The following is a 24,993-nucleotide window of genomic DNA, read 5'->3' on the forward strand; positions in this document are numbered from 1 at the left end:
AACAAGATTATACTGGTTTACATCTGATTTATTTATGATCACAGACACCCATTTTGACCGTGAGCATATCTGGCATCCCTACACCTCAACGCTCGACCCTTTGCCTTGCTTGCCCGTCTCACACGCAAGCGGCGCCGAGCTACACCTTGAAGATGGCACTGTTCTGATTGATGGCATGTCATCGTGGTGGGCAGCCATTCACGGCTACAACCACCCTGCTTTGAACGCCGCAGCGCATCAGCAAATCGATAAAATGTCGCATGTGATGTTTGGCGGTCTTACCCACCAGCCTGCGGTATCGCTTTGTGAGCGCTTGGTCGCGCATTCACCCGCCCCGCTCACGCAAGTGTTTTTGGCCGATTCAGGATCGGTATCAGTAGAAGTCGCGCTTAAAATGGCGATGCAATATTGGCAGGGACGCGGCGAATCGCGCGCACAGTTTTTGACCTTGCGTCATGGCTATCATGGCGACACGTTCGCTGCCATGTCGGTGACGGATCCTGATAATTCGATGCACAAACTCTACAAAGGGTTTCTGCCCCAGCATCATTTTGTGCCTTCCCCACAAAGCCGCTTTGACGGTGAGTGGGACCCTAGCGATATACGCCCTATGCGCGAAGCACTCACCGCGCATCACGGCCAACTGGCCGCCGTGATCTTAGAGCCCATCGTGCAAGGCGCAGGCGGTATGCGTTTTTATCACCCTGAATACCTGCGTCAATTGCGCGCCTTGTGCGATGAATTTGATGTGCTGCTGATTGTGGATGAAATCGCGACTGGATTTGGCCGAACAGGGAAACTATTTGCCTGCGACCACGCGGGGATCAGCCCAGATATACTCTGCGTCGGTAAAGCACTGACCGGTGGCTACATGACCTTGGCTGCCACGCTAACCACCCGCCATGTGGCCGATACGGTCTGTAGCGGTGATGCAGGCTGTTTTATGCACGGCCCCACTTTTATGGGCAATCCACTCGCCTGCGCTGTGGCCTGCGCCAGCATTGATACCTTGCTGGAAAGTGACTGGCCGCAGACCGTCACGCACATCGAGAAGCAGCTAAAAACCGGCTTAGCGCCTGCTCGCGCCCTCGAGTGTGTGGCGGACGTGCGTGTGCTTGGCGCAATTGGCGTGATAGAGCTGACCGATCCGGTGAACCTGGCCGATATTCAGCGCTTAATGACCGCCCAAGGCATTTGGGTTCGCCCCTTCGGCAAACTGGTGTATGTAATGCCACCCTATTGCATCCGCGACGACCAACTACACCAACTCACCCAAGGCATGATCACCGCAATTAAGCAGTTTTTTGGTGAGTAGATAGTCGATGACGCATACACCGCCCCGTTGAGTAAGGGGCGGTGCTTCTCTTTGGGAAAGCGAGCAGTGCGGCTTTGTGCGTTACTCGTAGAGGTATCTTTCTTCGGTTTTGTCGGATGAGTAAGCGACCAATTCCCACTCAAAGCCCGCTTTATCATAGAAATACATCCGCTTGCGGTGGGTCTCATGCGCCATGGCTCCATTGGGCTGATACCCTTTTTCAAGTAGGCGCTCGCGGATGGTATCGATATCATCAATGATCAGGCCAATATGGTTCACGCCTTGAGATTTATAGGTACTGCGTGGCTGTATGCTGGGCTCTGAACTTGGGTTGGGCTCTTGCAGCGCAAAATAGCAGAGCTCATTGCCCACATGCACCCAACGATATCCTTTTGGCGACTGGGCATCTTGACGAACTTTAAAATCGGGGACAGCCACCGCCAAAAACGCTAACGCCGCATCCATGTCCACCACAGTAATATTGACGTGTTCGATTGTTGTCATCATTCATTCCCTTTATCCGTGCTATCGAAAACTGAGCTTGGAAAGCTAAACATCGAGAGCAAGGATAAAACCTCAAGATAACTTGAGGTCAACGAACAAAACAAAATCAGTGATCTGGGGAAAACATTTAAATCATGCTGCGGTATAGGTGTAGATCCAGTCGTCGTAAAACACTCCGCCGATAGAGAAGGCATCGGGGTCAATCCGGCTGAGTTGAAACCCTACCTTTTCTAGCACGCGCGCAGAGGAAAGATTACCGGCGGTTACCGTCGCGTTGATGATTCGCGCATCACCATGATGAATGGCAAAATCGGTGACGGCCTGCAAAGACTCAGTCCCATAGCCACGCCCGTGATAAGGCGGCAACAGTAAATAGCCGACTTCCGCGACACCCTGCTCAAGTAAAAAACCGGTGACGCCGATTGGCGTTTGCGTCACCGTCTCTACGATTACCAAGCACAACCAGTGCTTAGCGTCAGGAGACCAGGGCGTAAGCCGTTGCTCAAATCGGGTTTCAATCTCATCGAGTGGCATCGGGTCAAAACATTGCGCAATCACGGCATTGTCTGTGTGTAGGCGGTGGAACAACGGCCAGTCCGCTTTGACCATTGGCCGCATGCTCAGGCGTGGGGTTGTCAGCGGAAACAGGCCCGTTTCCAATGTTGTATTTGTCATGATGCCTCACTCGGGGTACTGGCGACGTTGACTTTCGGTGCCGCAAAACCGCGGAAGATATTGTGTACGGAAAGCAGCGCGCACACACCCACTACCACACCAAGGTGCCATGCTTCGCTAACGCCCAAGCTCAATAGCGCCATACTCATCAACGCAGAAATAATCATCTGTCCACCACCGGAGAGCGCAGCGACGGTGCCGGCTTGGTTAGAGTAAGGTTGCATCACCTGCGATTGGGCGCACGGCAGCGCAATCCCATTGCCAAACACCATAAAGAACTGCCCAATCATCAGCAGTAACGGGTCCATCGGGGTGAGCCATAACCAAACCGCAGAAATGAGCTGCATCACCGGTGCCATCAACAGCATACGCTTGGTGCCCAAACGCGGCCGAATGCGCGAAACCAGCGCACTCCCCAACAATAAGCCACAGGTCGGAATAAGCGCCCACAGCGCATATTGATCCGAGGTCATACCGATGCGCTCTTGCATTAAAAATGGCATCAGCGACACCGTGGTGATCACCAAGGTAAAATTCACCCAGCTAATACTGGCGAAATAGAGAAAGTATGGCGTTTTTAGTAGTGCGCCATAACGGCCGAGGATCACCTTCACATTGGGCAACGGTGAACGAGTATGCATGCTTTCTTTAAACAGGAAAAACAGTACGCACCACACCATGCTGGTGTACACCATCAGCAAAATAAAGATCGCCAGCCAGCCTAGATTGTGGTTAACGAACCCGCCAATAACGGGCGCCACAATCGGGGTCAACGACGCCACCATAATCAAATATGACATGGCTTGCGGTAGTTGATCCCCAGAATACGAGTCACGGGTAAAGGCACGCGAGAGCACGGCACAGCAGCCGGTCCCCATTCCTTGGATGCAGCGGCCAATGACCAGGCCAGTGAAGCTGGCGCTAAAACTCACCATCACGGTTAAGCCAATCAGTGAAAGCAACACACCGGCTAACAACACGCGGCGACGGCCAAGCGCATCTGAGATAGGCCCATAGATAAACTGTGATGGTCCAAAACCAAGTAGATAGGCAGAGATAAGCAGTTGGACATTGTCCATACTGAGGTTGAAATCTCGGGCGATCCAAGGCAAAGACGGAAATACTAAGCCCATGCTGAATTGCCCAATGCTGACGGTCAGGCATGCCAGCAATACGGGCGACCAATTAAATGGGCGACTAGCCGATTGCATCCAGTTTCCTATGCGTTTTATTGATGTGGGGAGGTAGACGTCGCGATCCTAGCACATTGTGGATCACCGATAGATCACTATGGTAACAGTAATAACTGTATGAGTGGTAAACAAATAGTGACGTTTGGCCATCGGCCAGCGTTGCACTGGCCGATTTCACTGGGTGACAATAAATTAAAACGCAGGCTCTATGGTGCCATTAAAGGTATCTTGCAAAAACTGACGTGTTTTGTCGGACTGGAATAACGCGAGTAATCGCTGATACGTCGGGTTATCTTGATCGTCTTTGCGTGCGGCCACCACCATAACGGCGAGAGGCGCATCTTTAGATTCCAAGAAAATGCCCTGTTCGCTTGGATCGAGCCCTGATGACATCACATAATTCATGGTGATCGCCGCGGCATCGACATCTTGCAAACTGCGGGGCAGCTGTGCCGCTTCTACTTCCACAAATTCGAGCTGTTTAGGGTTGGATTGAACATCTTGCAGCGTGGCTTTAAAGCCAACATTATCAGCCAACGTAATCAATCCTGCGTCTTCCAGCAATAACAGCGCGCGCCCCGCATTTGTGGGATCATTGGGGATCGCAATTTGTGCGCCATTCGCTAACGCCTCGACCTTGTCGACTTTGTCAGAGTAAATCCCCATCCGCATTAAGATTGAGCGACCAATCGCTACCAACTCGCTATCGTGGTTTTGGTTGAAATTGTCGAGAAACGGCTGATGCTGATAACTATTTAAATCCAAACTACCATCCGCTAAACCTGCATTAGGCGAGATGTAATCAGAGAACTCTACGACTTCAACATCAATCCCTTCTTCTTTCGCTTGCTCAGCCACCGATTCAACCACTTGCGCGTGGGGACCGACCGTTGCGCCAATTTTAATGGTTTCAGTTTGGTCGGAACACCCTGAGAGGAATACCGCCGCGAGAAGTATCGCGAGACTTGCGCTGAGTTGTTTTATCTTCATTCCCTTTACCTTGCTAATTGGCCATTTAGACATCCAGAATGCCATATAGATGATTAATGTCAATACGATTAGCTTGATACAAGGGCCGGCTTGATCGCATCCATTGCCCTATGCGTAATGGAGGACATGTTAAATCGATAGAAGGAGGCATGAGTATGACTAAGCTGTTTCCTTTGCCCCTGTTTTTGTTACCGGGAGGCAGAGCCAAACTGCGCATTTTTGAACCTCGTTATTTACGCCTCGTCCGTGAGTGCTCAGCGAATCAAGAAGGATTTGTGCTGGCAATGATGCAGGGAAAGCGTCTGTACAAGTACGGCACCTTAGTCGACATCGTCGATTTCGAAACACTGCCCGACGGCTTGCTAGGGATCACGATCGCCGGTCGCCAGCGGGTAGAAATTATGTCGACGGACCAAGAAGCGGACAAACTTTGGGTAGGCGATGTGCGCGCACTCAATGATTGGCCTCATGATGAGCATTTGGGTGAGGCGCAAGCCGACGACAAAGCGCGTATCGCCTCAGGGCTCAAACACGTCTTTGCCGCTCACCCTGAACACGCAGAACAATATGAAGCGCCTCATTTCGAAGATTTAACCTGGAGCTGTCAGCGCTGGCTCGAAATTTTGCCGCTTTCTAATGCGCAAAAACAATGGTTTATTGCTCAAGAGTCAGCGGAAGAAGCGAAACAATTTATCAGTCAGCTGCTCGAAGAGGAAGTCGAGTGATCCAATCACTGCTACCCACGTACTGGTAGCCAAATGGACGGCTACGACAGATAGGACTCAACTATGACTGCGCCACAAACCATGTATACTGAGACCACCATTTCCAGACGGGACACGCGTGCCAACATGACTGACGTGACGAAGGAAGAGTTGTCTGCATTATTATTGAAAGTCTCGGAAGACCGTGACCGTGTTGCCTTCGAGCGCCTGTTCCGGTTTTTTGGCCCTAAGATTCGCTCTTACGGCGCCAAGCATCTCCGTGCTGATGGGCAAGCGATGGAGCTTGTGCAGGAAACCATGTTGGTTGTGTGGCGAAAAGCGCATTTGTACAACGCCGATAAAGGCGCAGCGACGACGTGGGTCTTTACCATCATGCGTAACATTAGCTTCGATATGTTGCGTAAGGTGCAATCGAACCGGGAAGACAACTTCAGTGATGATATTTGGCCCGTGCTCGAATCTGGCCAGCAGGACAATGAGTCGGATGCTGGTGCGCAATATATGATGGATCAAGAGTTGCTGTCGTTCATTGATGAGTTACCCGACGTGCAACAACAAGTGGTGAGAGGCGTGTATCTGAAACAGCTTACTCACCAAGAGTTGTCAGAACAGTTAAACGTGCCGTTGGGCACCGTAAAATCCCGATTGCGTTTAGGTCTGGAAAAGCTCCGCAATCACCTGGAGGTTAAACAATGATTAAATATCACCCATCGACCGACTTACTTGACGCGTTTGCCGCTGGCAAACTGCCCACCTCGATGGCGATTGCGTTGTCAGCACATGTTGAGCTCTGCCAGGAATGCCAGGCATATGTCGCCGCTGCAGAAGCCTCGCTTGCAGATTCAGCGTTCGACGAGGAAGAAATAACCGTTGCTGATTGGGATTATGCGGCTGAAGACGAAATGCTTGCTGCCATTTTCGAAGATGCGGCGGCCAATGATGGTGCCGTCGATGCGCAAACACCAGTCCGTGCAACACAAATAAGTGTGAGTAACAAAACCTACACGTTGCCACGCGCGCTACAGCGCTTTAGTGATTCTAACTGGTCATCATTTGGCAAAGTACAGCGCGCCCGGTTGAACCTTGATGAAGGGGCAACACGTGCCAGTTTCCTCCATATTGATGAAGGCGGCTCGGTGCCTGCGCACACGCACAAAGGCTATGAGTTAACCCTTTTGCTTGATGGTACGTTCGAGGACGAAAGTGGCGAATACGTACCGGGTGATTTTATTTTGCTCGATAGTCGCCATCATCATACGCCATTCACCAAACAAGGGTGTTTGTGCTACACGGTGGCCGATGCACCGCTTTATTTCACCAAAGGTGTGAGCAAATTACTCAATACCGTGGGACATGCGATTTACTAAAAAATTCTGTGTTAGTTGTTATCCTTCTGGCGGCTGCGAAGCCGCCTTTTTTTATGCTAAAGAGGCAACGGAATGCGTGCTTTTGCTCGGCGATGCTCTCCATTATCGCCATTAATCTCGTGGCGGTAACAGAATAATTACACCTGGTAAACCTTTACTTAATGACAACTCTCCGGCTCAGTCCTACATAACTAGTGCAAAGTAGTAATTTTCCCTTTACATCGGGTGAATCAAACTGGTTTAATTCGTCACTTCTAACGATTCATTAACAGCCATTGATAATAAACACAGTGAAGTGAGAGTCACATGAGTCAAACACAACTCGCCAGTGTCAGCCGAGGCAACTCGTTGGTACTTCAAATCCTTGTCGGTATTCTTGCCGGTGGTGTCCTTGCATACCTGTCTCCTGAGTGGGCAGCGAATGCAGGACTGTTCGGACAACTCTTTGTCAGCGCGTTGAAAGCCGTTGCCCCCATTTTGGTCTTCGTTTTAGTGGCGGCTTCCATTGCTAACCAAAAACAAGGGCAGCGCGCCAATATGCGCCCTATTATTGGTCTGTACCTTGTCGGTACGCTTGCTGCCTCGCTGACGGCAGTCACCATGAGCTTCTTGTTCCCCACGACCCTGGAATTTGCGACCACAGATGCCAGCATCACACCACCTGAAGGGATTGGCCAGGTATTGAATACGCTGCTTTTCAATATCGTGGATAATCCCGTTAGCGCATTGATGAACGGCAACTATATCGGGATCCTAGCCTGGGCGATTGGTTTAGGGATTGCCCTACACCATGCATCAAACGAAACCAAACGCGTGTTTTCCGACGTGTCAGAAGGCGTGTCGATGATCGTGCGCTTTGTGATCCGTTTTGCACCTTTGGGTATCTTCGGCTTGGTCGCGAGCACACTGGCTAAAAGTGGTTTTGATGCTCTCGCGGGCTATGTTCACCTTCTCGGTGTGCTATTGGGTAGTATGTTCACCATCGCACTCGTGGTTAACCCAGCGATTGTGTACTTCAAAACAGGTCAAAACCCATACCCACTGGTTTTAAAATGCCTACGTGAAAGTGGCATAACCGCCTTCTTTACCCGTAGTTCAGCGGCTAACATCCCGGTGAATATGCAACTGTGCCGCCGTCTTGATTTGGATGAAGACACCTACTCAGTGTCTATTCCACTGGGTGCAACTATCAACATGGGCGGTGCGGCGATCACAATTACGGTATTAACGTTAGCGGCGGTTCATACGCTGGGCATTGAGGTGGACATCGCCACTGCGGTGCTACTAAGTATTGTCGCGGCGGTATCGGCCTGTGGTGCATCCGGTGTGGCCGGCGGCTCACTGCTGCTGATCCCACTGGCCTGTAACTTGTTTGGGATCCCACAAGAGATTGCCATGCAGGTGGTGGGAATTGGCTTTACCATTGGCGTCTTGCAAGATTCCGCAGAAACAGGGCTCAACAGCTCAACGGATGTGGTATTTACCGCGGCAGCTTGCATGGCCGAAGAAAGAAAAAATAGTTGACATGGCTATTTAAAGAAACACTTTCAAAAAAGCAGGTGCACGTCACCTGCTTTTTTTATCGCTGACCCAGGCGCTTAGGCCGTCATTGACTGTCGTCTTTCCAGTGTGCCACACCGCGCGACACTACCCCTCCAGAACCTTCATCAGCAAGTTGCCATCGTACATGGCTTGTTTGACCATCGCGGCGCCCGGCATAGTGGCCTGGGTATAAAAATAGCTTTCTTCCAACACGAGGTGCTTACTGTACAGTGGGATGGTTTGCGTCTTTAAGCACTCCATAATCGCCGGATAAAGCACGCTCTTGGCACGATTAAACTCGCCGCCGAAGAGTATTTTTTCTGGGTTGAATAAATTCACCACAATCGCGATAGCCGTACCCAGATGATGCCCCAACTCCGTGATCACCTGATGCGCGAGTCCATCGCCTGCCACTGCCGCATCACAGATTGCTTCTATGGTTAACGGTTTCCCCTGTAACTGGCTCGCGTGCCCCTCATCGAGCAGCGTCTGTACCTGTTCATACACGGCAGAAAGACTGGCGACCGTTTCCAGGCAACCATAGTTACCGCAAAAACAGCGTTTACCAAAAGGCTTAACCTGAATATGACCAAGCTCGCCCACATTGCCAACACGCCCCTGGAGTACCTTTCCCTCCAGCATGATCCCCGCGCCGACGCCATTGTGAACCGCAACCAGTACCGCGCTATCCGATTCTTTTGCGTTGCCAAATAACTTCTCTGCCAACGCCCACGAGCGTGTATCATTGCCCACAAATACGGGCAGCCCGGTCTCACGATGCAACACGGGCCCCAGCGGCATATGGTCAACCTCAAAATGCGGCATTTGGATCACTGTACCTTGGGCGCTGTTCACCAAGCCCGGGAGCGAGACCGCAATGCTGGTAACACGATCAACCGTTTGTTGGTGGCGTGAGAAAAAGGCTTTTACGTATTCAACCACCGTGGAAAGCAAGGCATCCTGCGCCATGACATCAATTTCATGGCGTTCTTGAATAAGGATTTCACTACTCAGTGAGTGCAATGCCATAGTGAGATAACCACGACCAAGGCGCATCGATAAGAACTGCCAGCCTTCATTGTCCAGCACCAGACCAACAGCGGGGCGGCCACGCATGCTGGTGCCCTGTATTTGTGTTTCTTTGACCAAGTGCGCGTCCATCAACTCTCGGACAATTTTGGTAATACTGGCAGGCGCCAATTGACTGCGCTTCGAAAGCTCAATCCGAGAAATCGGCGCAAAGCGGTCGATCAAATTATAAATCGTGCCCGCATTTTTACGCTTAATGTGGTCGATATGTCCCGGCTGCCCAATAATCATGCCTTGTCCTATAACTGCTTGGCCATGGTGATACCCTGATATCACCTATCTCCGTGAATTTTTTTACTTCGCGAACTAATTGTGAAGCAGCAAGCTGTTACCCCGTGATGTGGGTCACTTTAGATCGATGAAATCGCGTACAAACTCACAAAACCCGCTTAAACAGTAACGCTGTTCAAAGGCTAATCACGCGTGAAAAAACAAGATCTCGGTCGTATTCATTGGCATAATGTGGCGCTTAATATCTATCGCTATAAACCATCATGTACCGAGTCAACGAAATATTTGAAACCATTCAGGGTGAAGGCACGTTTACAGGGGTTCCCTCTGTCTTTGTTCGCTTACAAGGGTGTCCTGTCGGTTGCGCCTGGTGCGATACCAAGCAAACTTGGGAAACCGATGAGAAAGATCAGAAAGACAAAATTTTTATTATTGATAAATCTGAGGATTCTCCCGCTTGGTGCTGGCTTGATGGCAATGCGATTACCGCCGACATTTTAAGCCGCTACCACGCGCGCCATATTGTGATTACCGGTGGCGAACCTTGTCTTTATGACTTAAGGCCGTTAACCCATGCGCTAGAAGCGGCAGGGTGCCAATGCCAAATAGAAACGAGCGGCACCTACCCTATCCACGCATCCGCCAATACGTGGGTCACTGTGTCTCCGAAAATCAATATGCGAGGGAAGTTGCCAGTGCTTAAGGAAGCGATGGCGCGGGCGAATGAGGTAAAGCACCCGGTCGGCACAGAAAAGGACATCGATCAGCTTGATGCGCTACTCGCCACCTGCCCACCGGCTGATACAGCAACGATTGCATTACAGCCCGTGAGCCAAAAAGCGCGCGCGACCCAGCTGTGCATTGATACATGCATTCAGCGAGGCTGGCGCCTATCGATACAGACACATAAGTATCTGTCGATTGCCTGAGCATGGAGAGCAACGGCTTGGGTCGCCGTTACTCAAAGCCGCGTGACTCGCGCAGCGCCACGACACTCAGTCACCGTAATAGGTACAGCCGGCGGTGCAGGTCTCTTTCACCATCACTTTACTGAGTAAGGGTAAATTTGGCTTAACTTGTTGCCAAATCCACTGTGCGAGTACTTCGCTGGTCGGATTCTCTAGCCCTTCAATCTCATTGAGATAATAATGATCAAGGCGGTTATAGATAGGCTTAAACGCCGCTTTGATTTCCGCAAAATCAATTACCCAACCTGTGTGAGGATCCACCTCACCTTCTACGTACAAACGCACGATAAAAGAGTGTCCATGTAAGCGACCACACTTATGTCCCTCAGGGACATTAGGAAGGTGGTGTGCCGCTTCAAAGGTGAACTCTTTAAACAACTCGGTGGTCATTTTATCTCTTCCAACAACAATAAGAGGCCGCATGCTACTCAAATTAGCCGGATGACTCAATCGCATTCCTCACTGGCTAAGCGCACGTAACATTCCAACCTAACATTCAGCCAACAATGCGGACTCGTGTCTCACTAACGGGACGATTTACGTCGATGAAATCACACATTTTATATGGGGACTCCCTTACTTGCGCACTCTAGGTTTAACATAGTGGCTACAGGCTATAACTGATAACTCTATAACTTAATAACAAATGGTTGACTCATGCGCATGACCCTTGCGAGCAAAATTCTTCTTGCTCTTTTTCTTGTTTTCGCTCTGGTGCTCGTCACGTCCTTGGCCTACCAATCTCATCAGCAAAAGGCACTGATGACTTCGATTGTTAGCCAGCAAACGCTCGATAAAGCCTCTAACTACTTTGATAGCCTTAACATGTTGATGTTGACGGGCACCATTAGCCAACGAAATACCTTACGAGAAAAAATGCTTTCTCATGAAGGTATTGAAGAGGCGCGTGTGATCCGATCCGACGCTATTACTCGCTTTTTTGGCCCCGGTAACCCCGAACAATCGCCGCAAGATGCGATTGATCAGCGTGCCCTAGACGGTGAAACCATCGTTGAAACCGTCGACAGCAATGGCGAAAAAGGACTCGTGGTTGCCCTACCAATGAAAGCAAGCAGCGACTACCGCGGCACTAACTGTCTGCAGTGCCACGTGGCGGAAGAAGGGACAGTGCTAGGGGTGATTCGCCTTGAGTACGATCTCGAGCCGCTTTACGGCACCATAGATAAAGAAATGCTCATTACTGCCGGGATCATGGGAAGCATTGCTGTGATCGGTTTTCTGATCTCATTAACGGTGATCCGTCGGTGGGTAGTGTCTCCGCTCAAGCGGGTCTCTGCGTTCATGAAACGTACCAGCCATGATAAAAATCTGGCCGAGCGTCTCAACGATACCCGAGGCGATGAAATCGGTGAGCTATGTGATAGCTGTGATCAGTTGCTTGATAACTTCTCTGCCAGCTTGCAACAAGTTCAGCGCACCTCTGAAACGCTGTCAGCCGAGGCGATGAACTTGATTCGCGTCTCTAGCCATACCGACCAATTAGCGGATAGCCAGCGTCATGAAACCAATGATATGTCATCGGCGATCGATAATGTTCAACAACACCAACATGATATTCAAAACCGCACCCAAGAAGCGGCGCAACTGAGTGAATCAGCGGCCACCAGCGCCAACCAAGGCAGTGATCTCGCTAACGTTGCCGCCAATGATATTCGCAAGTTAGTCGAAGATATAAGCCAGGTGCGCAGCCAAATTTTGGATGTGAATCAACAAAGCCAGCAAGTGACCACTATTCTGGGGGTGATTCGTGAAATTGCCGAACAAACCAACTTGCTCGCGTTAAATGCCGCTATCGAAGCCGCGCGTGCTGGCGAACAAGGCCGTGGTTTTGCGGTGGTTGCTGAAGAAGTGCGTAACCTTGCCAGCCGCAGCCACGACGCAACCGGAGAAATCCAGACCATTATCGAAAACCTATGTGCAGGTAGCGAAGCCTCAGCACAAGCGGTGGAAGCGACCAGTGACAGTGCTAATCAGCGAGGCGAAACCGTTATGGCTCTCTCTGAGGCGCTGGGCAATATCGCCGAGCAAGTCACCACCGTGAATAACAACGCGGACGATATTAGCCAACAAAGCGAACACCAAGCGCAAATGACCGATGCCCTCCTCTCTCAAGTTGGCCGAATCCAAAGCCATGCTAACGATACCGCCAGCAATGCCAATGAGGTCAAAGCGATTAGCGCGAATCTTGAGCAACTGGTTGAGCAGTTAGAGGGATTAATTGGCCAATTTAAGCTCTCAGACTCGCTCAAGTCTTGAAGCTATACAGGATACAGGTAAACTTGCTAGCCTAACTTGCAAAATGACTGATGCGGTTGTCACTGAATAACCGCGTTACCCTAAACGGAGATAGAAGCGAATTATGACATACGCGCCTGTAGTAGACGTCCTGCGCGGCAAGGCGGCAGTCGACACTGAAGTGACTGTGCGTGGATGGGTCCGGTCACGCCGAGATTCCAAAGCCGGTATTTCTTTTCTTGCCATTTACGATGGCTCTTGTTTTGACCCTATTCAGGCCGTGGTCCCTAATGAGCTGGATAATTATCAGCAAGACGTTCTTCGCTTGACCGCTGGCTGCTCAGTTGAAGTCACGGGTAACGTGGTAGAGTCGCCAGGAAAAGGCCAAGCCTATGAGCTGCAAGCCACAGCCGTAAAAGTCGTCGGTTGGGTAGATGACCCTGATACCTATCCAATGGCGAAAACACGTCATTCTATCGAATACTTGCGTGAAGTGGCCCATTTGCGCCCACGCTCAAACGTGATTGGTGCGGTGGCGCGGGTTCGCCACACCTTGTCACAAGCGATCCACCGCTTTTTCCATGAGCAAGGCTATTACTGGATGTCTGCGCCATTGATCACCGCCTCAGACTGTGAAGGTGCTGGCGAGATGTTCCGCGTCTCTACCTTAGACTTGGCCAATGTGCCCAAAACCGAGCAAGGCGACGTCGACTTTGACCAAGACTTTTTTGGCAAAGAAGCCTTCTTGACCGTATCGGGTCAGTTAAACGCTGAAACCTATGCCTGTGCGTTGAGCAAAGTCTACACCTTCGGTCCAACCTTCCGCGCGGAGAATTCAAACACCAGCCGTCACTTGGCGGAGTTTTGGATGGTTGAGCCAGAAGTGGCCTTTGCCGACCTGGATGATTCGGCGGCCTTGGCAGAAGCCATGCTTAAGTACGTGTTCAAAGCCGTGCTTGAAGAGCGCCAAGACGACATGAAATTCTTTGAGCAACGCATTAACAAAGACGTGCTCACGCGTCTGGAAAAATTTGTTAATGCAGATTTTGCCCAAGTGGATTACACCGATGCGGTCACCATCTTGCAAAACAGCGGCCAAACATTCGAATTCCCAGTTGAGTGGGGAATCGATTTAGCGTCTGAACACGAGCGCTATCTTGCAGAAGAGCACTTTAATGCGCCGGTGGTCGTTAAAAACTACCCGAAAGACATTAAAGCCTTCTACATGCGCATGAACGATGACGGCAAAACCGTTGCCGCGATGGACGTGTTAGCACCGGGTATTGGCGAAATTATCGGTGGTTCTCAACGTGAAGAACGTCTTGATGTACTTGACCAACGCTTAGAAGAAATGGGCCTTGAGAAAGAAGATTTCTGGTGGTACCGCGATCTGCGCCGCTATGGCACAGTCCCTCATTCAGGCTTTGGTTTGGGCTTTGAGCGCCTCGTTTCCTACGTAACCGGAATGAGCAACATTCGCGATGTGATCCCTTTCCCTCGCTCGCCACGCAATGCCAACTTCTAAATCGGTTTGCTATTCAAAAGGCTGCATATTGCAGCCTTTTTCTTGTGTTTTTTCCGCGTAAAAACTGCTTTTACAGCATAAACCAATACAAAACACATGACTGGTCCGCTTGTCCTTCGGTTTCTATTCTTCTCGACAAGTGTTATAAAAAAGCCAGTTTGACTTTCATTCATCATAACCATGGACGACACCAATGTTTGAGAAAATCTCTGCCGCTCCCGCTGATCCTATTCTAGGACTGACTGAAGAATATAAAGCTGACCCCCGTGAAGACAAAATCAATCTCGGGGTAGGCGTCTACAAAAACGAGCATGGCGAAACGCCGGTACTCCCTTCTGTCAAAAAAGCCGAAGCGTTACTTCTCGACAGAGAAAGCACCAAGTCTTACTTAAGCATTCCTGGCACGGCCGAATATGGCCTCGCGGTGCAACAACTGCTGTTCGGTGAGCAAGCTGACGTTATCAACGACAAACGCGCGCAAACCGCACACTCACCAGGTGGAACCGGTGCGCTTCGCTTGGCTGGCGAGTTTATTAAACGTCATCTTGGCGATGTCACGGTTTGGATCAGCAATCCAACTTGGGCAAATCATAAGGGCGTATTTACTGCCGCTGGCCTCCCCTTAGCTGAATACAGCTATTACGATGCGGCGAAAAACGATAAAGACTTTGCAGCAATGGTCGCTGACCTTGAGAAAGCAAGCTCAGGTGATGTTGTTCTCCTTCATGGCTGCTGCCATAACCCGACTGGCATCGACCCTACCGAGCAAGAGTGGCAAACCCTCGCGGAACTCTGTCAGCGTAAAGGCCTGCTGCCGATGTTCGACTTTGCTTATCAAGGCTTTGCCACTGGTGTCGAAGAGGATGCCGCCGGCTTACGTATTTTTACTCAGGTATGTCCTGAGCTGCTTATCGCGAGCTCATTTTCGAAAAACTTTGGTTTGTATAATGAGCGAGTGGGTGCCTTTACGCTCGTTGGCCGAAATCAAGAAGAAGCCACCAAAGCGTTTAGTCAGGTGAAAACCATTGCCCGCGTTATTTACTCTAACCCACCCGCTCACGGCGCCGCCGTAGTGACCACCATCTTGAACGACGCGACGCTCAAGGCGCAGTGGTTGCAAGAGCTAGCAGACATGCGCGATCGCATCAAAACCATGCGTACCGAGTTTGTCAAAACATTGAAAGCGCAAGGTGTGTCGCGTGACTTTAGCTTTATCGAGCAGCAAAACGGCATGTTCTCGTTCTCTGGGCTCAATAAAGACCAAGTCAATGCACTAAAAGCCGATCATGGCGTGTATATCGTCGGCTCAGGCCGTTTAAATGTGGCAGGCATGACGCACACCAACATGGTGCCACTTTGCACTGCCATCGCAAAGGTTTTAGACTAAGCACCGCTGTCTTAAAACTGAAACAAAAGGGCCGCAAGGCCCTTTTTTTATGGGCTCCGTCCAGAAAGAAACAATTTAGTAACATAATTATTAATAGAAAGCCTGAAACCACTACACTAAAACCAACAAGGCTTTTATCAACTGTGACCAAAAAAGATAAAGACTATGAGCAATAATGAAGTTGTATTTGGTGACGATGAGCGCCTCGTCTCGACCACTGATAAACGCGGAGTGATTACCTACTGTAACCCGGAGTTTATTCGGATCGCTGGCTACGATGAAGAGGAACTGACGGGCGCGCCTCACAATATTATTCGTCACGCCGATATGCCCAAAGCGGCATTTGCGGATATGTGGCGAGCTTTAAAAGCTAACCAACCTTGGCGAGGTATCGTCAAAAACCGCTGTAAAAACGGCGATTATTATTGGGTAGACGCGTATGTCACCCCCATTTACGACCGAGGCCAAGTCACCGGCTATCAGTCCGTCAGGGTGAAGCCTGACCCTGCCGTCAAACATCGCGCCGCGCAAATCTACCAAACCCTGTGTCGGGCAGAGAAAAACGGCAAATCGATGAAGCAGTTGTCGGTTGCCGATATTCCTGCGGCATTGAAGTACACATTAATGGGGTTGGGATTGGTCGCCGCACCTGTGTCGCTTATTTTCGATAGCGCCATATCGGGCTGGGATGTGGCGGGCGCCATTGCGATGCCTTTGGTGCTTGGTACCCTCTTCCGTGACGAGCTCTTTACCTTGCCAACCCTCGCGCGCGGCGTGCAAGCCAATTACGACAGTATCAGCCGCTATATTTACTCGGGGACTGGGCTCAGTTCGGTGGTTGACTACAAGGTGAAAATGCTCAATGCCCGCATACGCACTATTCTTGGACGTATGCTCGATGCTTCACTGTCACTGAATCAATTTTCGGATGAGTTGAGTGCATTATCAACACGCGTGTCTAATGCTATCAATAAGCAAAGCCACCAGATTTCCTCGATTGCCAGTAACATTGATCATGCCTCTGAATCGGCAAACAGGGTATCTGATAACGCCCAGCAAAGTGTTGAACTATTGCACTCGGTCCAGCAGCAAAGCAAAGAAACCGAATCCTTGTTACAGCAGACAGGCGAGCAATTAAAAAGCCTCTCTCAACAATCTGAAAACTCCCTCACCGCGACGCAACAGCTGTCTGCCACCGCAGATCGAGTGACCGAGTCAATGAGTGAGATCAGTGGGATTGCCGAGCAGACTAACTTGCTAGCGCTGAATGCGGCAATTGAAGCGGCACGCGCCGGAGAGCAAGGCCGAGGCTTCGCCGTTGTTGCCGATGAAGTGCGGGCGCTTTCCAGTCGGACGCAAACAGCCACGGAGCAAATCCAGTCTTCAATCCAAGACATGCACAACACTATTTCGCATTGGCAAAACCAGATTCACGAAAGCCACGAACAAACACAAGCGTGTGTTGATACCACGGACCACAGTATTGCGAGCCTGCACTCGGTCAGAAATGCGATAGAGTATGTGGTCGGCCGCACGAATGAAACACACCACTCTGCCCAAGCGCAATTAGAGAGTTTCACCGCCGTTAGCAAAGAGATCCATGATATCGAATCGGTTTCTCAGCAAAACCTCAACGAGGTCAATGATGTTTCCGAGGCAAGCCGTCAGCTGCGAGATAAAGTGCGTCAGTTCCACGATATTGCGAGACAGTTTGAGTAAACCAAACCGCTAACGCCTCCACGCTAACCGCCCTAAAAAAGCCCCAGCCTGTTACCAGAATGGGGCTTTTTGAACATCTGCCGTCTGAGCATGGGCGTTATTGAATCCCGTGCAAAAACTCAGCCCGTGTTGCGGCATTCTTCTTAAACAAGCCACCGAGTGCGGTGGTGGTCGTCTCACTATTGGCATCCATGACACCTCGAGATTTTACGCAATAATGCGTCGCTTCAATACGCACCGCTACGTCCTCGGTTTCCAGCAGCGTTTGCAATGCCACCAACACCTGACGTGTTAGTCGCTCTTGCACTTGCGGACGTTGAGAGAAAAAACGCACAATCCGGTTTATCTTGGACAGACCAAGCACTTTGTGGTTAGGAAGGTAGGCGACGGTTGCCCGACCATCAATGGTAACAAGGTGATGCTCGCAGGTGCTGGTCACTGAAATGTCCTTAACGCGCACCATCTCATCGCAACCCATCTTGTTCTCAATCATGGTGACTTTGGGGAATTGCGCGTAATCCAAGCCTGAGAAAATCTCATCGACATACATCTTCGCAATTCGCGCCGGTGTCTCGGCCAAACTATCATCGGTCAGGTCTAAATCGATCGACTGCAGAATTTCACGCATATGAAATTCAATTTTTTCTTTTCGTTCTTCAGAAGACATCGGAGATGTCGCCGTCATTGGGGTTTCAATACCGCGAGCAACCAACGCTTCCTGAACTTTCTTTGCAGCATCGCTCAATGCCATGATGGATTCCTTTTTGGGTCTGCCCTAGCCGTTCTTCTACTTACACACTGTAGCCAGTGTCGGATCAGTGCTGTCACTAAATAGAAGCATAACGTTAATATCCAAAAAATACACCTCGCGAATGCTGTGGTTTTACTGCCTGATGCCTTAGTGGACAGCCTCAATGGCAAAATTGTCAAGGAAAATGAACATGTTCGCTCAGAAATGATGTCGTCATGTGCGACCTACGCTATCGCCAAGATGTCATCCTTCGTTATCTCGTCTTCTGAGTGAAACTAAACTGTCATTTTTATTTGGTAATCTCATCAGTTGATTTCCTGCGACTAACCAACCGTGGCGTCAGCCATACTCGCTCAGTGAATTGTGCTGGTGCAATAAACACCACCAAGACAAGATTTCAATAATAATAAGACACGCGATGGTATATCTTGCCCCCTCTACCGGGGGCTTTTTTTATCGCCCAACATAAAAGACATTGGCTTGACATAAACTCACATTTTTATTGGCATACTTGTTACTAACTTGGCTACGCTTGAATTGAAACCCACTGTTAGTGACTAAGGAGTCATTATGAAAAAACACGTGTTGATGGCAGTCATGCTCACTGCCGGGGTGACCGCTTGTAGTAACGGCCAGTATGCCGGCGGTGACGATGGCAGCGTGACAAGCTCTGGCGTTGCCCAGCAATGGCAACTGACCATGGTCGATCAACAGGCTATCAGTGCGGAAGGAACCCCAACGCTTACCATTAATAAGGACATGGGTGTTAGCGGCTTTAGTGGCTGTAACCGTTATTTTGGTAACGCTGAACTGAATAGTAATCGCTTCAAAGTGGCCCCAATGGCCAGTACTAAGATGGCGTGTTCGTCCAGTGCGATGGAACTCGAACAAACCATGAGTCAGGTTCTAAGCCAATGGAGTGATGCAACAATACGTAATAATCATCTTATGCTCAGTAGCGAGGCGCATACGTTATTATTCACCGCGGCTAACACGCAAAACACTGAGGAAGATCCCCTACTCAAAAGCCCGGTGGTTGATTCCCGCTTCAATAAAGGTGAAGAGTACTAACCTCGCGTCAGCGTTTATACCTTAGAAACATACAAGGGCGGTGCATCTGTACCGCTCTGGTTTTTTAAGGGTCAATGCTTTTATTGTCCTGCACCGGCGCGCTGATTTCCATCCAGTGCCACCCAGTATCATTGTCCGCTTTCGCACGGGTCAAGCCAATTTCACCATAAGCATGTAATCGCGAGGCAGTCATTTCTTTTTGATCGCTGACCGTTACCCCGCCAACAAATACCCTGACCCGATCTTCCGGCTCTCCTTCAAACTCTACCTTTAATCGTTTCACCGCTTTTACACACTCATCAGCCAATCGCTCTGCGCCTTCTGTGCGCGGCAAGATGGCAACAAACTGGCTACCGGTAAACCGACATACCAAATCACCGGGCCGTTTAAGCATCTCATCCAGTACCTGTGCAATTTGTCGGATCAACTGATCACCGGCAATGCGTCCATACTGGTTGTTGTAATTAGACAGGTGTTGGATCTCTACCACCATCAGGCTCAAAGGCGCTTCATCACGAAGTGCACGCTGGATCTCACGTTCGAGCTCCTGCTCAAACTGGGTGCGATTATGTAATCCCGTCAACCCATCACACTTGGTCATAGACTCCAGTCGACTATTGGCTTCTTTCAATGCGTGTGTTTTTTGATCAACTTGTACCTGAACACTGTAGGCGCGAGACTGCAGGCGATAAAGCAGATAGCAAATCACCAAAAATATGCCACTGCCAATGAGAAACGTCCACAACGGCACCCAGCTTTGCCTTGCCTGCATGTAGCTGACGGTCGGATAGCCAATCAATTCCCACTCGCGACCCGCGAAGAAAATAGGCTTGGCGGGCTGTTGCGCAAGTGAATCTTTCATTTGTGCCAATTCCACCCGCTGCGTATGAAGTACTTGGCGATGACTCGGGTCGGTCGCATCAATCAGGGTATAATTAATCCCATCATTAATGACGGTGTCGATCGCCAAATTAACCAAGGTATTCACATCAATCACCGCCACCAGAAACCCGCGTAAATCTCGCGTGTCTTCTCCACCCAGCTGCTCTGGATCTAATAAGATAGGCATGATCAACAAAAAGCCGCGTACATTGCCATAGGCGCGCTCAATAGTGGTAGCAGGGGTGGCGACAGGCACGCCGGTATTAAAGCTGGTTTTCAATGCCTGACGGGTGACTGGCGTGGAACCAAGATCGTAACCAATAACAGACGCTTCGCTGTTCTCGCCAGAGGTGAATCTCAGCGGAAAATACATGTCACGCCGCTTAGCAGGGATCAGCTGATTGTTTGGGCTTAGTTCGACAATATTAAACCCTGACGACGGGTCACCCCTTTCTTCCATTCCCTGAACATAATGCCGACGCTGATGGTGCATCACGATATCCACCCACTCTATCGACTTAAAGCTTGGGTGGCGTTTCAGTACACCGGATGTCAGCGGCTGAAAATTACGCGCGTCCAGTCGGTGACCCGCGTCAAAATGATTCTTGACCGCGTAGAGCAGTTCAAGGCCAAGATTGACCTCGCGCGCCAACGCCATTGCGGCATTATTCACGTCTTTATGCAGCTCTTTACGAATCGCCTCTTGCTCTTTTTGATACAATAAATGGGCGGTTAAGGCTGCAAATCCCACACCGATCAGTGCGGTTAATACAATTACGCTCCATGCTCTTCGCGGCATCAGTGTCGTCCTTATAAAGAATAATCCACGTGATAAAACAGAAGGTTCACTGACTCTCTCCCTCTATAAGCGTAGTGGGCAGACTAATAAACGATCAAATTTTTAACAAAATGGCAGGACGTGTCGCGGGTCTGTCAAAAGGCGGCAAGAAATGCGACTCACTGTGTGTGCAGTGAGTCGCAGCCTAGACGTTATTTAAGCTTTAATTGGTTGGTGAGTGGGTCGTACTCACAACCAATATCATCAAATTTACTTTGCAACTGATCGTGGTCGAGGTCTAAATGCGCCATCAGTGCTTCCAAACTATCACACTCTAGACGCAGTCTTTCATTCACAATGCCATAGAAGATAGCACCATCTAATCGGCTGATATTGTGGATATCCATACCCTCTCCTTGCACTGAATTCACGCACTTTGAGTATAGATCCTAGACGAAAAACTGCCCAATCAAGCAATGACAAGCCGTGTCAAACTGATATTGGCCAACAGCATAAATCCAAAACCAACACTCACGCGCCAAAACACAGGCGATGTTTGTTTAAGCAGGTGCCAAATCTGTGCGGCCACCCCAAGCAAACCTAGGCCTGCACCAGCCATAATGGCATTGATGTCACTCGTTGCCGATGGGCTAACCGCTGACAACAGCGCGGCCATCATCATCACGCCCATAAAGGCTAATACACTGCTCACAGGGAGCAAGCGATCGAAAGCTTGCAATCGCGAGCGCGCACGCACTAACAAACTATGGCCAAGGCTCGCCCCAAGAATCACTAGTTGCAAGCCTCCCATCATCAGCATCCCGCCACCGTGCGTGGCAAGTATGACAATCCATGCAACAAAACCCAATAAGTTTGCGACATGAAGCAAAGGAATGGGACCGGAGTGACGTGTTTTGCCTGTTTTTGATCGAAACGCAAAAATCCCTAACAACAAAAAGGGTAAACTGGCGAACAACGTAAATGGAATTAAGATCAACCACGCAAAAACAGGCACCCAGAAAGCACGATGGAATCGGCCCCGCTGGCCTGGGCATATTTCTCCTTTCAATAGTGCCAGTGAGAGCACCAGCTGTGCCCCTAGAATTGCCGAGGCAACCGCAGGAGCAAGTAACGTATACATAGTGAAAAGCACCTTACGTATCTCAATAAAAAATGGTCAATTATTCGTTTCATTGCATTAAAAAGTTGGCTAGATCACATTGAATGCAAGAAACACAGTCAAAACAAACAACAAACTGGCATGTTTGCACGCTTATACCAACCTTTATGACAGAAAAAAATAACATGACCGCGCAGCAGGATAATACCAAAGCGGCGGACGCAACTGGAACCTTTGCACAGGCGGGAACAACAATGGGTGCAATGATGAGTGAAACCTTAGGCCATATTATCTACAAGCTGCAAATATCGTTCCTTGAGCTGTGGAGTGCTAAAAAGCACGCAAACAGCTTTAATAATACACGCAGCACTTATCTGCGCAGCCGCTTGTGCGTGTTGTGTTATGTATGGGCCGCCCTGACCATTGCATGGTCACCCGCTGATTTTTTGTTCCTCGCTGACAAAGCGGCCGCGGCGCAGCTCTCGCTACAACGCCTTTTGTTAGCAGGTATGCTTATTACCATTGGTTACGCGGTCAATCGCGCTAATAATCTCAAATCAGCGAAACTTGGCTTGGTCGCCATGGTACTCGCTACCAACGCCTTTTATTTGTCCGCCAGCCACACTTTAGGCTTTCCCACCGACAACGCGGCATTCTCTTACAGCTACACCTTGCTGCCCATTATTCAGATTGTCATGCTGACCATCTTCCCGCTCACAATGCGGGAAAGCATACTCTTGATGTCGATTACCCTGATTTGCCACTTATGGGTTGATTCATTCAGTGGCACCATGACCAGTCCAGACAATATTGCTTCGTATTGGCTACAAACCGTTATTGCGTTCATGGTGGTATGGTCACAGCTTTCTCAACTCCACATGATTTTGCGCCTTTACCGGCAGGCGACGCTGGACCCATTAACCGGTATCTATAACCGCCGAATGCTATTACAGCTGGCCATGCGCGCTCTGGCCGTTAGCGAAGAGAGGCACTCGCCATTCTCCGTCTTGCTGCTCGATTTGGATAAGTTCAAGCGCATTAATGACAAGTGGGGTCACTACGCAGGCGATGTGGTCTTGCAATCATTTACTCGCACCGTACAAGAGCGTTTGAGAAAGGCAGATATTTTCGGTCGCTTTGGTGGCGAGGAATTTATTGTCTTCCTCCCTAAATGTAATGGCGACATCACCGCACAAATCGCCGAGCGTTTGCTGGGTGAAATTAGAGAGATGGATGTCTATATTGATGAAAGCCGTACTCCGTTGAAAGTCACCGCGTCGATAGGCCTTTCCACGCTACAACCAGGCGATACGCTTTCATCCTTGATAGAGCGCGCCGACAGTGCTCTCTACCAAGCAAAAGCCGAAGGGCGAAATTGCATACGTACTTACCAGCCAGGCAAACAGACGGGATTTGACGCCAGAAACTCTGTCAGCCGTGACAATATCGACATGCCCACCGAAACATCGCTTTAGCGAAGCATTCGGTCGCAAAAAGACAATCAGAGACAGGCAGGAGAAAGTACAGTCATCGCGAGACGCTCTCTTGGATGGGCGTTGGGCAACGCCTTTTTCTCCGCGCCGAGTTAACGCTTAGGATGCCACAACAGACGTTTGGCGCTGGCTTTCGCGACGTCGGCGCATGACACGAGAAAGGCCAAATACCAGTCCCAATAAAATCGTGATAAGCACTAGGGCCGCAATCACCACGCCAGGCCATGCAAAGTGTTGCCAAGCTGCGATAAGATAAAACCCACCGAGACTACCACCAATATAATAATGCACCAGATACAAGGCTGTTGCCGTTGCTTTACCCTGCGCGGCTTGACGACTTACCCATCCATAAGCGAGTGAGTGAGTAAAGAACGCGCCACCGCTTACAATTAATAACCCCACCACCATCCAAAACACCTGACTGCTCAAGGTCACCAACACCCCCAGCATGGCCACCCCTGTTCCGAAAGCCATGCCTTTGATCGCGCCAAAGTGCAGCACCCAGCGCCCGCTCAATCGTGATGTCACCGTGCCGGCGAGGTAACAAACAAATACTGAAGACACCAAACTGACTGGCAATTGGTAAGGCGCAGCCACCAAGCGAAACGCCATCACCGAAAACAAATTCACGAATAATGCAAAGTTGACACCGCCAATCAACATCGCCATCCACAATTTGGGGGTGCGAAGATGCGTGAGTACCCCGCGAGAATGGGTCAGTAAGGAGGTATTGCCAGGCGAAAAATAACGCTGACGAGGCAAAAGTTTACTCACGATGGCCACACCTACCAAGGAGAGCACGGCCATCGCCATCACCGCGCCATGCCAGCCCCACCAATCTGTCATCATCCCACCGAATACACGACCCGAGATCCCCCCCAGTGAGTTAGCACTGATATAGCTACCCACGGCAATTGCCAACGCCTCCGGTGAGAATTCTTCTGCCATATACGCGACCGCGACCGCGGCAAACCCACCCAGCGCAATACCGACTAAAGCCCGTAAACCGACGATGATCCAAAAAGAAGAGGYGCTGGCGATCATAAGGCCTATCACGGGAAGCATCCAAAGGCTCACCAGCATCACTGGACGCCGACCAATTCGCTCCGACAGCACGGCCCAAGGCACCAGTGAAAAAGAAAGACCTAAAGTGGTGGCCGCAAGTAGCCAGTTCGCCCGTGTTTCACTGATCCCATCGGCCGCGGCAAAGACAGGTAACATAGGTTGAAACAAGTAAAGGTTACAAAAAATCAAAAACGAGCCGAACGCGAGCGCAAACGCCGTCAGTCGGTAACGTGGTGAGCCAAGCTCTATCATGAAAACCTCACCAGTGGGCTAAGATGTGATCATGCTAACAACCGCTTTATAATTAATAAAATATATTAAATATATCCTCTTCATATATTTCATTT

General features: G+C 50.1%; 23 protein-coding genes. 12 read left to right on the top strand and 11 right to left on the bottom strand.

Annotated features, from left to right (window positions below):
- Positions 1-34: 34 nt before the first annotated feature.
- Complete coding sequence (gene bioA / locus BZG23_RS12525) at positions 35-1,315, top strand: adenosylmethionine--8-amino-7-oxononanoate transaminase (protein ID WP_077607127.1); 1,281 nt, start codon at positions 35-37, stop codon at positions 1,313-1,315.
- Positions 1,316-1,396: 81 nt separating this feature from the next.
- Here the strand turns inward: bioA and BZG23_RS12530 are convergent, their stop codons facing one another.
- From BZG23_RS12530 to BZG23_RS12545, 4 genes are all read right to left on the bottom strand, one after another.
- Entirely contained in the window at positions 1,397-1,822 is a 426-nt protein-coding gene (locus BZG23_RS12530) for a VOC family protein (RefSeq protein ID WP_241837219.1), read from the bottom strand.
- 129 nt (positions 1,823-1,951) lie between these two features.
- Positions 1,952-2,494, bottom strand: coding sequence for a GNAT family N-acetyltransferase (locus BZG23_RS12535; protein WP_077579059.1), 543 nt, complete (start codon positions 2,492-2,494; stop codon positions 1,952-1,954).
- Positions 2,491-3,705, bottom strand: coding sequence for a multidrug effflux MFS transporter (locus BZG23_RS12540; RefSeq protein WP_077579058.1), 1,215 nt, complete (start codon positions 3,703-3,705; stop codon positions 2,491-2,493). Before BZG23_RS12540 ends, BZG23_RS12535 begins: the two co-directional genes overlap by 4 nt.
- Positions 3,706-3,879: 174 nt before the next feature.
- Entirely contained in the window at positions 3,880-4,677 is a 798-nt protein-coding gene (locus BZG23_RS12545) for a MetQ/NlpA family ABC transporter substrate-binding protein (protein ID WP_077579057.1), read from the bottom strand.
- A gap of 155 nt (positions 4,678-4,832) precedes the next feature.
- Here BZG23_RS12545 and BZG23_RS12550 point away from each other — a divergent pair, with 155 nt between their 5' ends.
- The 4 genes from BZG23_RS12550 to sstT all read left to right on the top strand — a co-directional run bounded on the left by BZG23_RS12550 (position 4,833) and on the right by sstT (position 8,293).
- Entirely contained in the window at positions 4,833-5,402 is a 570-nt protein-coding gene (locus BZG23_RS12550) for an LON peptidase substrate-binding domain-containing protein (RefSeq protein WP_046073085.1), read from the top strand.
- Between the two features lie 126 nt (positions 5,403-5,528).
- Positions 5,529-6,098, top strand: a complete 570-nt coding sequence (locus BZG23_RS12555) for a sigma-70 family RNA polymerase sigma factor (RefSeq protein ID WP_101494496.1) — start codon at positions 5,529-5,531, stop codon at positions 6,096-6,098.
- Positions 6,095-6,769: a ChrR family anti-sigma-E factor gene (locus BZG23_RS12560; protein WP_077607130.1), complete on the top strand. Its 675-nt coding sequence runs from the start codon at positions 6,095-6,097 to the stop codon at positions 6,767-6,769. Before BZG23_RS12555 ends, BZG23_RS12560 begins: the two co-directional genes overlap by 4 nt.
- Positions 6,770-7,075: 306 nt before the next feature.
- Positions 7,076-8,293 (top strand): serine/threonine transporter SstT, encoded by a 1,218-nt coding sequence (sstT, locus tag BZG23_RS12565; RefSeq protein WP_046073082.1) that lies wholly within the window; start codon positions 7,076-7,078, stop codon positions 8,291-8,293.
- A gap of 123 nt (positions 8,294-8,416) precedes the next feature.
- Here sstT and mlc read toward each other — a convergent pair whose 3' ends face one another.
- A complete protein-coding gene (mlc, locus tag BZG23_RS12570) occupies positions 8,417-9,631 on the bottom strand; it encodes a sugar metabolism global transcriptional regulator Mlc (protein ID WP_077579053.1) in 1,215 nt (404 codons plus the stop codon).
- A 263-nt stretch (positions 9,632-9,894) separates the two neighbouring features.
- On the opposite strand from mlc, the gene queE reads away from it, so the two are divergent.
- Positions 9,895-10,560 carry a 7-carboxy-7-deazaguanine synthase QueE gene (gene queE, locus BZG23_RS12575; RefSeq protein WP_077607131.1) on the top strand — a complete coding sequence of 222 codons (666 nt, stop codon included), beginning with the start codon at positions 9,895-9,897 and terminating at the stop codon, positions 10,558-10,560.
- 66 nt (positions 10,561-10,626) lie between these two features.
- Here queE and queD read toward each other — a convergent pair whose 3' ends face one another.
- Positions 10,627-10,989 (bottom strand): 6-carboxytetrahydropterin synthase QueD, encoded by a 363-nt coding sequence (gene queD, locus BZG23_RS12580; protein ID WP_046073079.1) that lies wholly within the window; start codon positions 10,987-10,989, stop codon positions 10,627-10,629.
- A gap of 267 nt (positions 10,990-11,256) precedes the next feature.
- Here queD and BZG23_RS12585 point away from each other — a divergent pair, with 267 nt between their 5' ends.
- The 4 genes from BZG23_RS12585 to BZG23_RS12605 all read left to right on the top strand — a co-directional run bounded on the left by BZG23_RS12585 (position 11,257) and on the right by BZG23_RS12605 (position 17,486).
- Entirely contained in the window at positions 11,257-12,876 is a 1,620-nt protein-coding gene (locus BZG23_RS12585) for a methyl-accepting chemotaxis protein (protein ID WP_046073078.1), read from the top strand.
- Between the two features lie 103 nt (positions 12,877-12,979).
- Positions 12,980-14,380: an asparagine--tRNA ligase gene (gene asnS, locus BZG23_RS12590; protein ID WP_046073077.1), complete on the top strand. Its 1,401-nt coding sequence runs from the start codon at positions 12,980-12,982 to the stop codon at positions 14,378-14,380.
- 193 nt (positions 14,381-14,573) lie between these two features.
- On the top strand, positions 14,574-15,767 hold the full coding sequence (locus BZG23_RS12600) for an amino acid aminotransferase (RefSeq protein WP_077579051.1): 1,194 nt from the start codon (positions 14,574-14,576) through the stop codon (positions 15,765-15,767).
- Positions 15,768-15,932: 165 nt separating this feature from the next.
- Positions 15,933-17,486 carry a methyl-accepting chemotaxis protein gene (locus BZG23_RS12605; RefSeq protein WP_077607132.1) on the top strand — a complete coding sequence of 518 codons (1,554 nt, stop codon included), beginning with the start codon at positions 15,933-15,935 and terminating at the stop codon, positions 17,484-17,486.
- 97 nt (positions 17,487-17,583) lie between these two features.
- Here the strand turns inward: BZG23_RS12605 and folE are convergent, their stop codons facing one another.
- On the bottom strand, positions 17,584-18,240 hold the full coding sequence (gene folE, locus BZG23_RS12610; RefSeq protein WP_046073073.1) for a GTP cyclohydrolase I FolE: 657 nt from the start codon (positions 18,238-18,240) through the stop codon (positions 17,584-17,586).
- Positions 18,241-18,807: 567 nt separating this feature from the next.
- Between folE and BZG23_RS12615 the strand changes: the two genes are divergently transcribed.
- A complete protein-coding gene (locus BZG23_RS12615) occupies positions 18,808-19,308 on the top strand; it encodes an META domain-containing protein (RefSeq protein ID WP_077607133.1) in 501 nt (166 codons plus the stop codon).
- Between the two features lie 64 nt (positions 19,309-19,372).
- Here the strand turns inward: BZG23_RS12615 and BZG23_RS12620 are convergent, their stop codons facing one another.
- From BZG23_RS12620 to BZG23_RS12630, 3 genes are all read right to left on the bottom strand, one after another.
- Positions 19,373-20,989 carry a CHASE domain-containing protein gene (locus tag BZG23_RS12620; RefSeq protein WP_046073072.1) on the bottom strand — a complete coding sequence of 539 codons (1,617 nt, stop codon included), beginning with the start codon at positions 20,987-20,989 and terminating at the stop codon, positions 19,373-19,375.
- Between the two features lie 191 nt (positions 20,990-21,180).
- Entirely contained in the window at positions 21,181-21,375 is a 195-nt protein-coding gene (locus BZG23_RS12625; RefSeq protein WP_046073071.1) for a DUF4250 domain-containing protein, read from the bottom strand.
- 62 nt (positions 21,376-21,437) lie between these two features.
- Positions 21,438-22,109 (bottom strand): hypothetical protein, encoded by a 672-nt coding sequence (locus BZG23_RS12630; protein WP_077607134.1) that lies wholly within the window; start codon positions 22,107-22,109, stop codon positions 21,438-21,440.
- A 146-nt stretch (positions 22,110-22,255) separates the two neighbouring features.
- Between BZG23_RS12630 and BZG23_RS12635 the strand changes: the two genes are divergently transcribed.
- Positions 22,256-23,563 (top strand): GGDEF domain-containing protein, encoded by a 1,308-nt coding sequence (locus tag BZG23_RS12635; RefSeq protein ID WP_158011383.1) that lies wholly within the window; start codon positions 22,256-22,258, stop codon positions 23,561-23,563.
- A gap of 117 nt (positions 23,564-23,680) precedes the next feature.
- On the opposite strand, the gene BZG23_RS12640 is transcribed toward BZG23_RS12635, so the two are convergent.
- Complete coding sequence (locus BZG23_RS12640; protein WP_077607136.1) at positions 23,681-24,898, bottom strand: MFS transporter; 1,218 nt, start codon at positions 24,896-24,898, stop codon at positions 23,681-23,683.
- Positions 24,899-24,993: the final 95 nt, after the last annotated feature.

Origin of the sequence: Salinivibrio sp. ML290 (assembly GCF_001995695.1) — a bacterium.
Classification (GTDB): Bacteria; Pseudomonadota; Gammaproteobacteria; order Enterobacterales; family Vibrionaceae; genus Salinivibrio; species Salinivibrio siamensis.

Bases quoted from the DNA above. Each gene is read 5' to 3' on its own strand.
- sstT (WP_046073082.1), top strand. From the start codon at position 7,076: ATGAGTCAAACACAACTCGCCAGTGTCAGCCGAGGCAACTCGTTGGTA.
- BZG23_RS12530 (WP_241837219.1), bottom strand. From the start codon at position 1,822: ATGATGACAACAATCGAACACGTCAATATTACTGTGGTGGACATGGAT.
- BZG23_RS12620 (WP_046073072.1), bottom strand. From the start codon at position 20,989: ATGCCGCGAAGAGCATGGAGCGTAATTGTATTAACCGCACTGATCGGT.
- BZG23_RS12560 (WP_077607130.1), top strand. From the start codon at position 6,095: ATGATTAAATATCACCCATCGACCGACTTACTTGACGCGTTTGCCGCT.
- BZG23_RS12635 (WP_158011383.1), top strand. From the start codon at position 22,256: ATGACAGAAAAAAATAACATGACCGCGCAGCAGGATAATACCAAAGCG.
- queE (WP_077607131.1), top strand. From the start codon at position 9,895: ATGTACCGAGTCAACGAAATATTTGAAACCATTCAGGGTGAAGGCACG.
- BZG23_RS12540 (WP_077579058.1), bottom strand. From the start codon at position 3,705: ATGCAATCGGCTAGTCGCCCATTTAATTGGTCGCCCGTATTGCTGGCA.
- BZG23_RS12600 (WP_077579051.1), top strand. From the start codon at position 14,574: ATGTTTGAGAAAATCTCTGCCGCTCCCGCTGATCCTATTCTAGGACTG.
- queD (WP_046073079.1), bottom strand. From the start codon at position 10,989: ATGACCACCGAGTTGTTTAAAGAGTTCACCTTTGAAGCGGCACACCAC.
- BZG23_RS12625 (WP_046073071.1), bottom strand. From the start codon at position 21,375: ATGGATATCCACAATATCAGCCGATTAGATGGTGCTATCTTCTATGGC.
- BZG23_RS12535 (WP_077579059.1), bottom strand. From the start codon at position 2,494: ATGACAAATACAACATTGGAAACGGGCCTGTTTCCGCTGACAACCCCA.
- BZG23_RS12550 (WP_046073085.1), top strand. From the start codon at position 4,833: ATGACTAAGCTGTTTCCTTTGCCCCTGTTTTTGTTACCGGGAGGCAGA.
- BZG23_RS12615 (WP_077607133.1), top strand. From the start codon at position 18,808: ATGAAAAAACACGTGTTGATGGCAGTCATGCTCACTGCCGGGGTGACC.
- BZG23_RS12605 (WP_077607132.1), top strand. From the start codon at position 15,933: ATGAGCAATAATGAAGTTGTATTTGGTGACGATGAGCGCCTCGTCTCG.
- BZG23_RS12555 (WP_101494496.1), top strand. From the start codon at position 5,529: ATGACTGACGTGACGAAGGAAGAGTTGTCTGCATTATTATTGAAAGTC.
- BZG23_RS12545 (WP_077579057.1), bottom strand. From the start codon at position 4,677: ATGAAGATAAAACAACTCAGCGCAAGTCTCGCGATACTTCTCGCGGCG.
- mlc (WP_077579053.1), bottom strand. From the start codon at position 9,631: ATGATTATTGGGCAGCCGGGACATATCGACCACATTAAGCGTAAAAAT.
- BZG23_RS12585 (WP_046073078.1), top strand. From the start codon at position 11,257: ATGCGCATGACCCTTGCGAGCAAAATTCTTCTTGCTCTTTTTCTTGTT.
- asnS (WP_046073077.1), top strand. From the start codon at position 12,980: ATGACATACGCGCCTGTAGTAGACGTCCTGCGCGGCAAGGCGGCAGTC.
- BZG23_RS12630 (WP_077607134.1), bottom strand. From the start codon at position 22,109: ATGTATACGTTACTTGCTCCTGCGGTTGCCTCGGCAATTCTAGGGGCA.
- bioA (WP_077607127.1), top strand. From the start codon at position 35: ATGATCACAGACACCCATTTTGACCGTGAGCATATCTGGCATCCCTAC.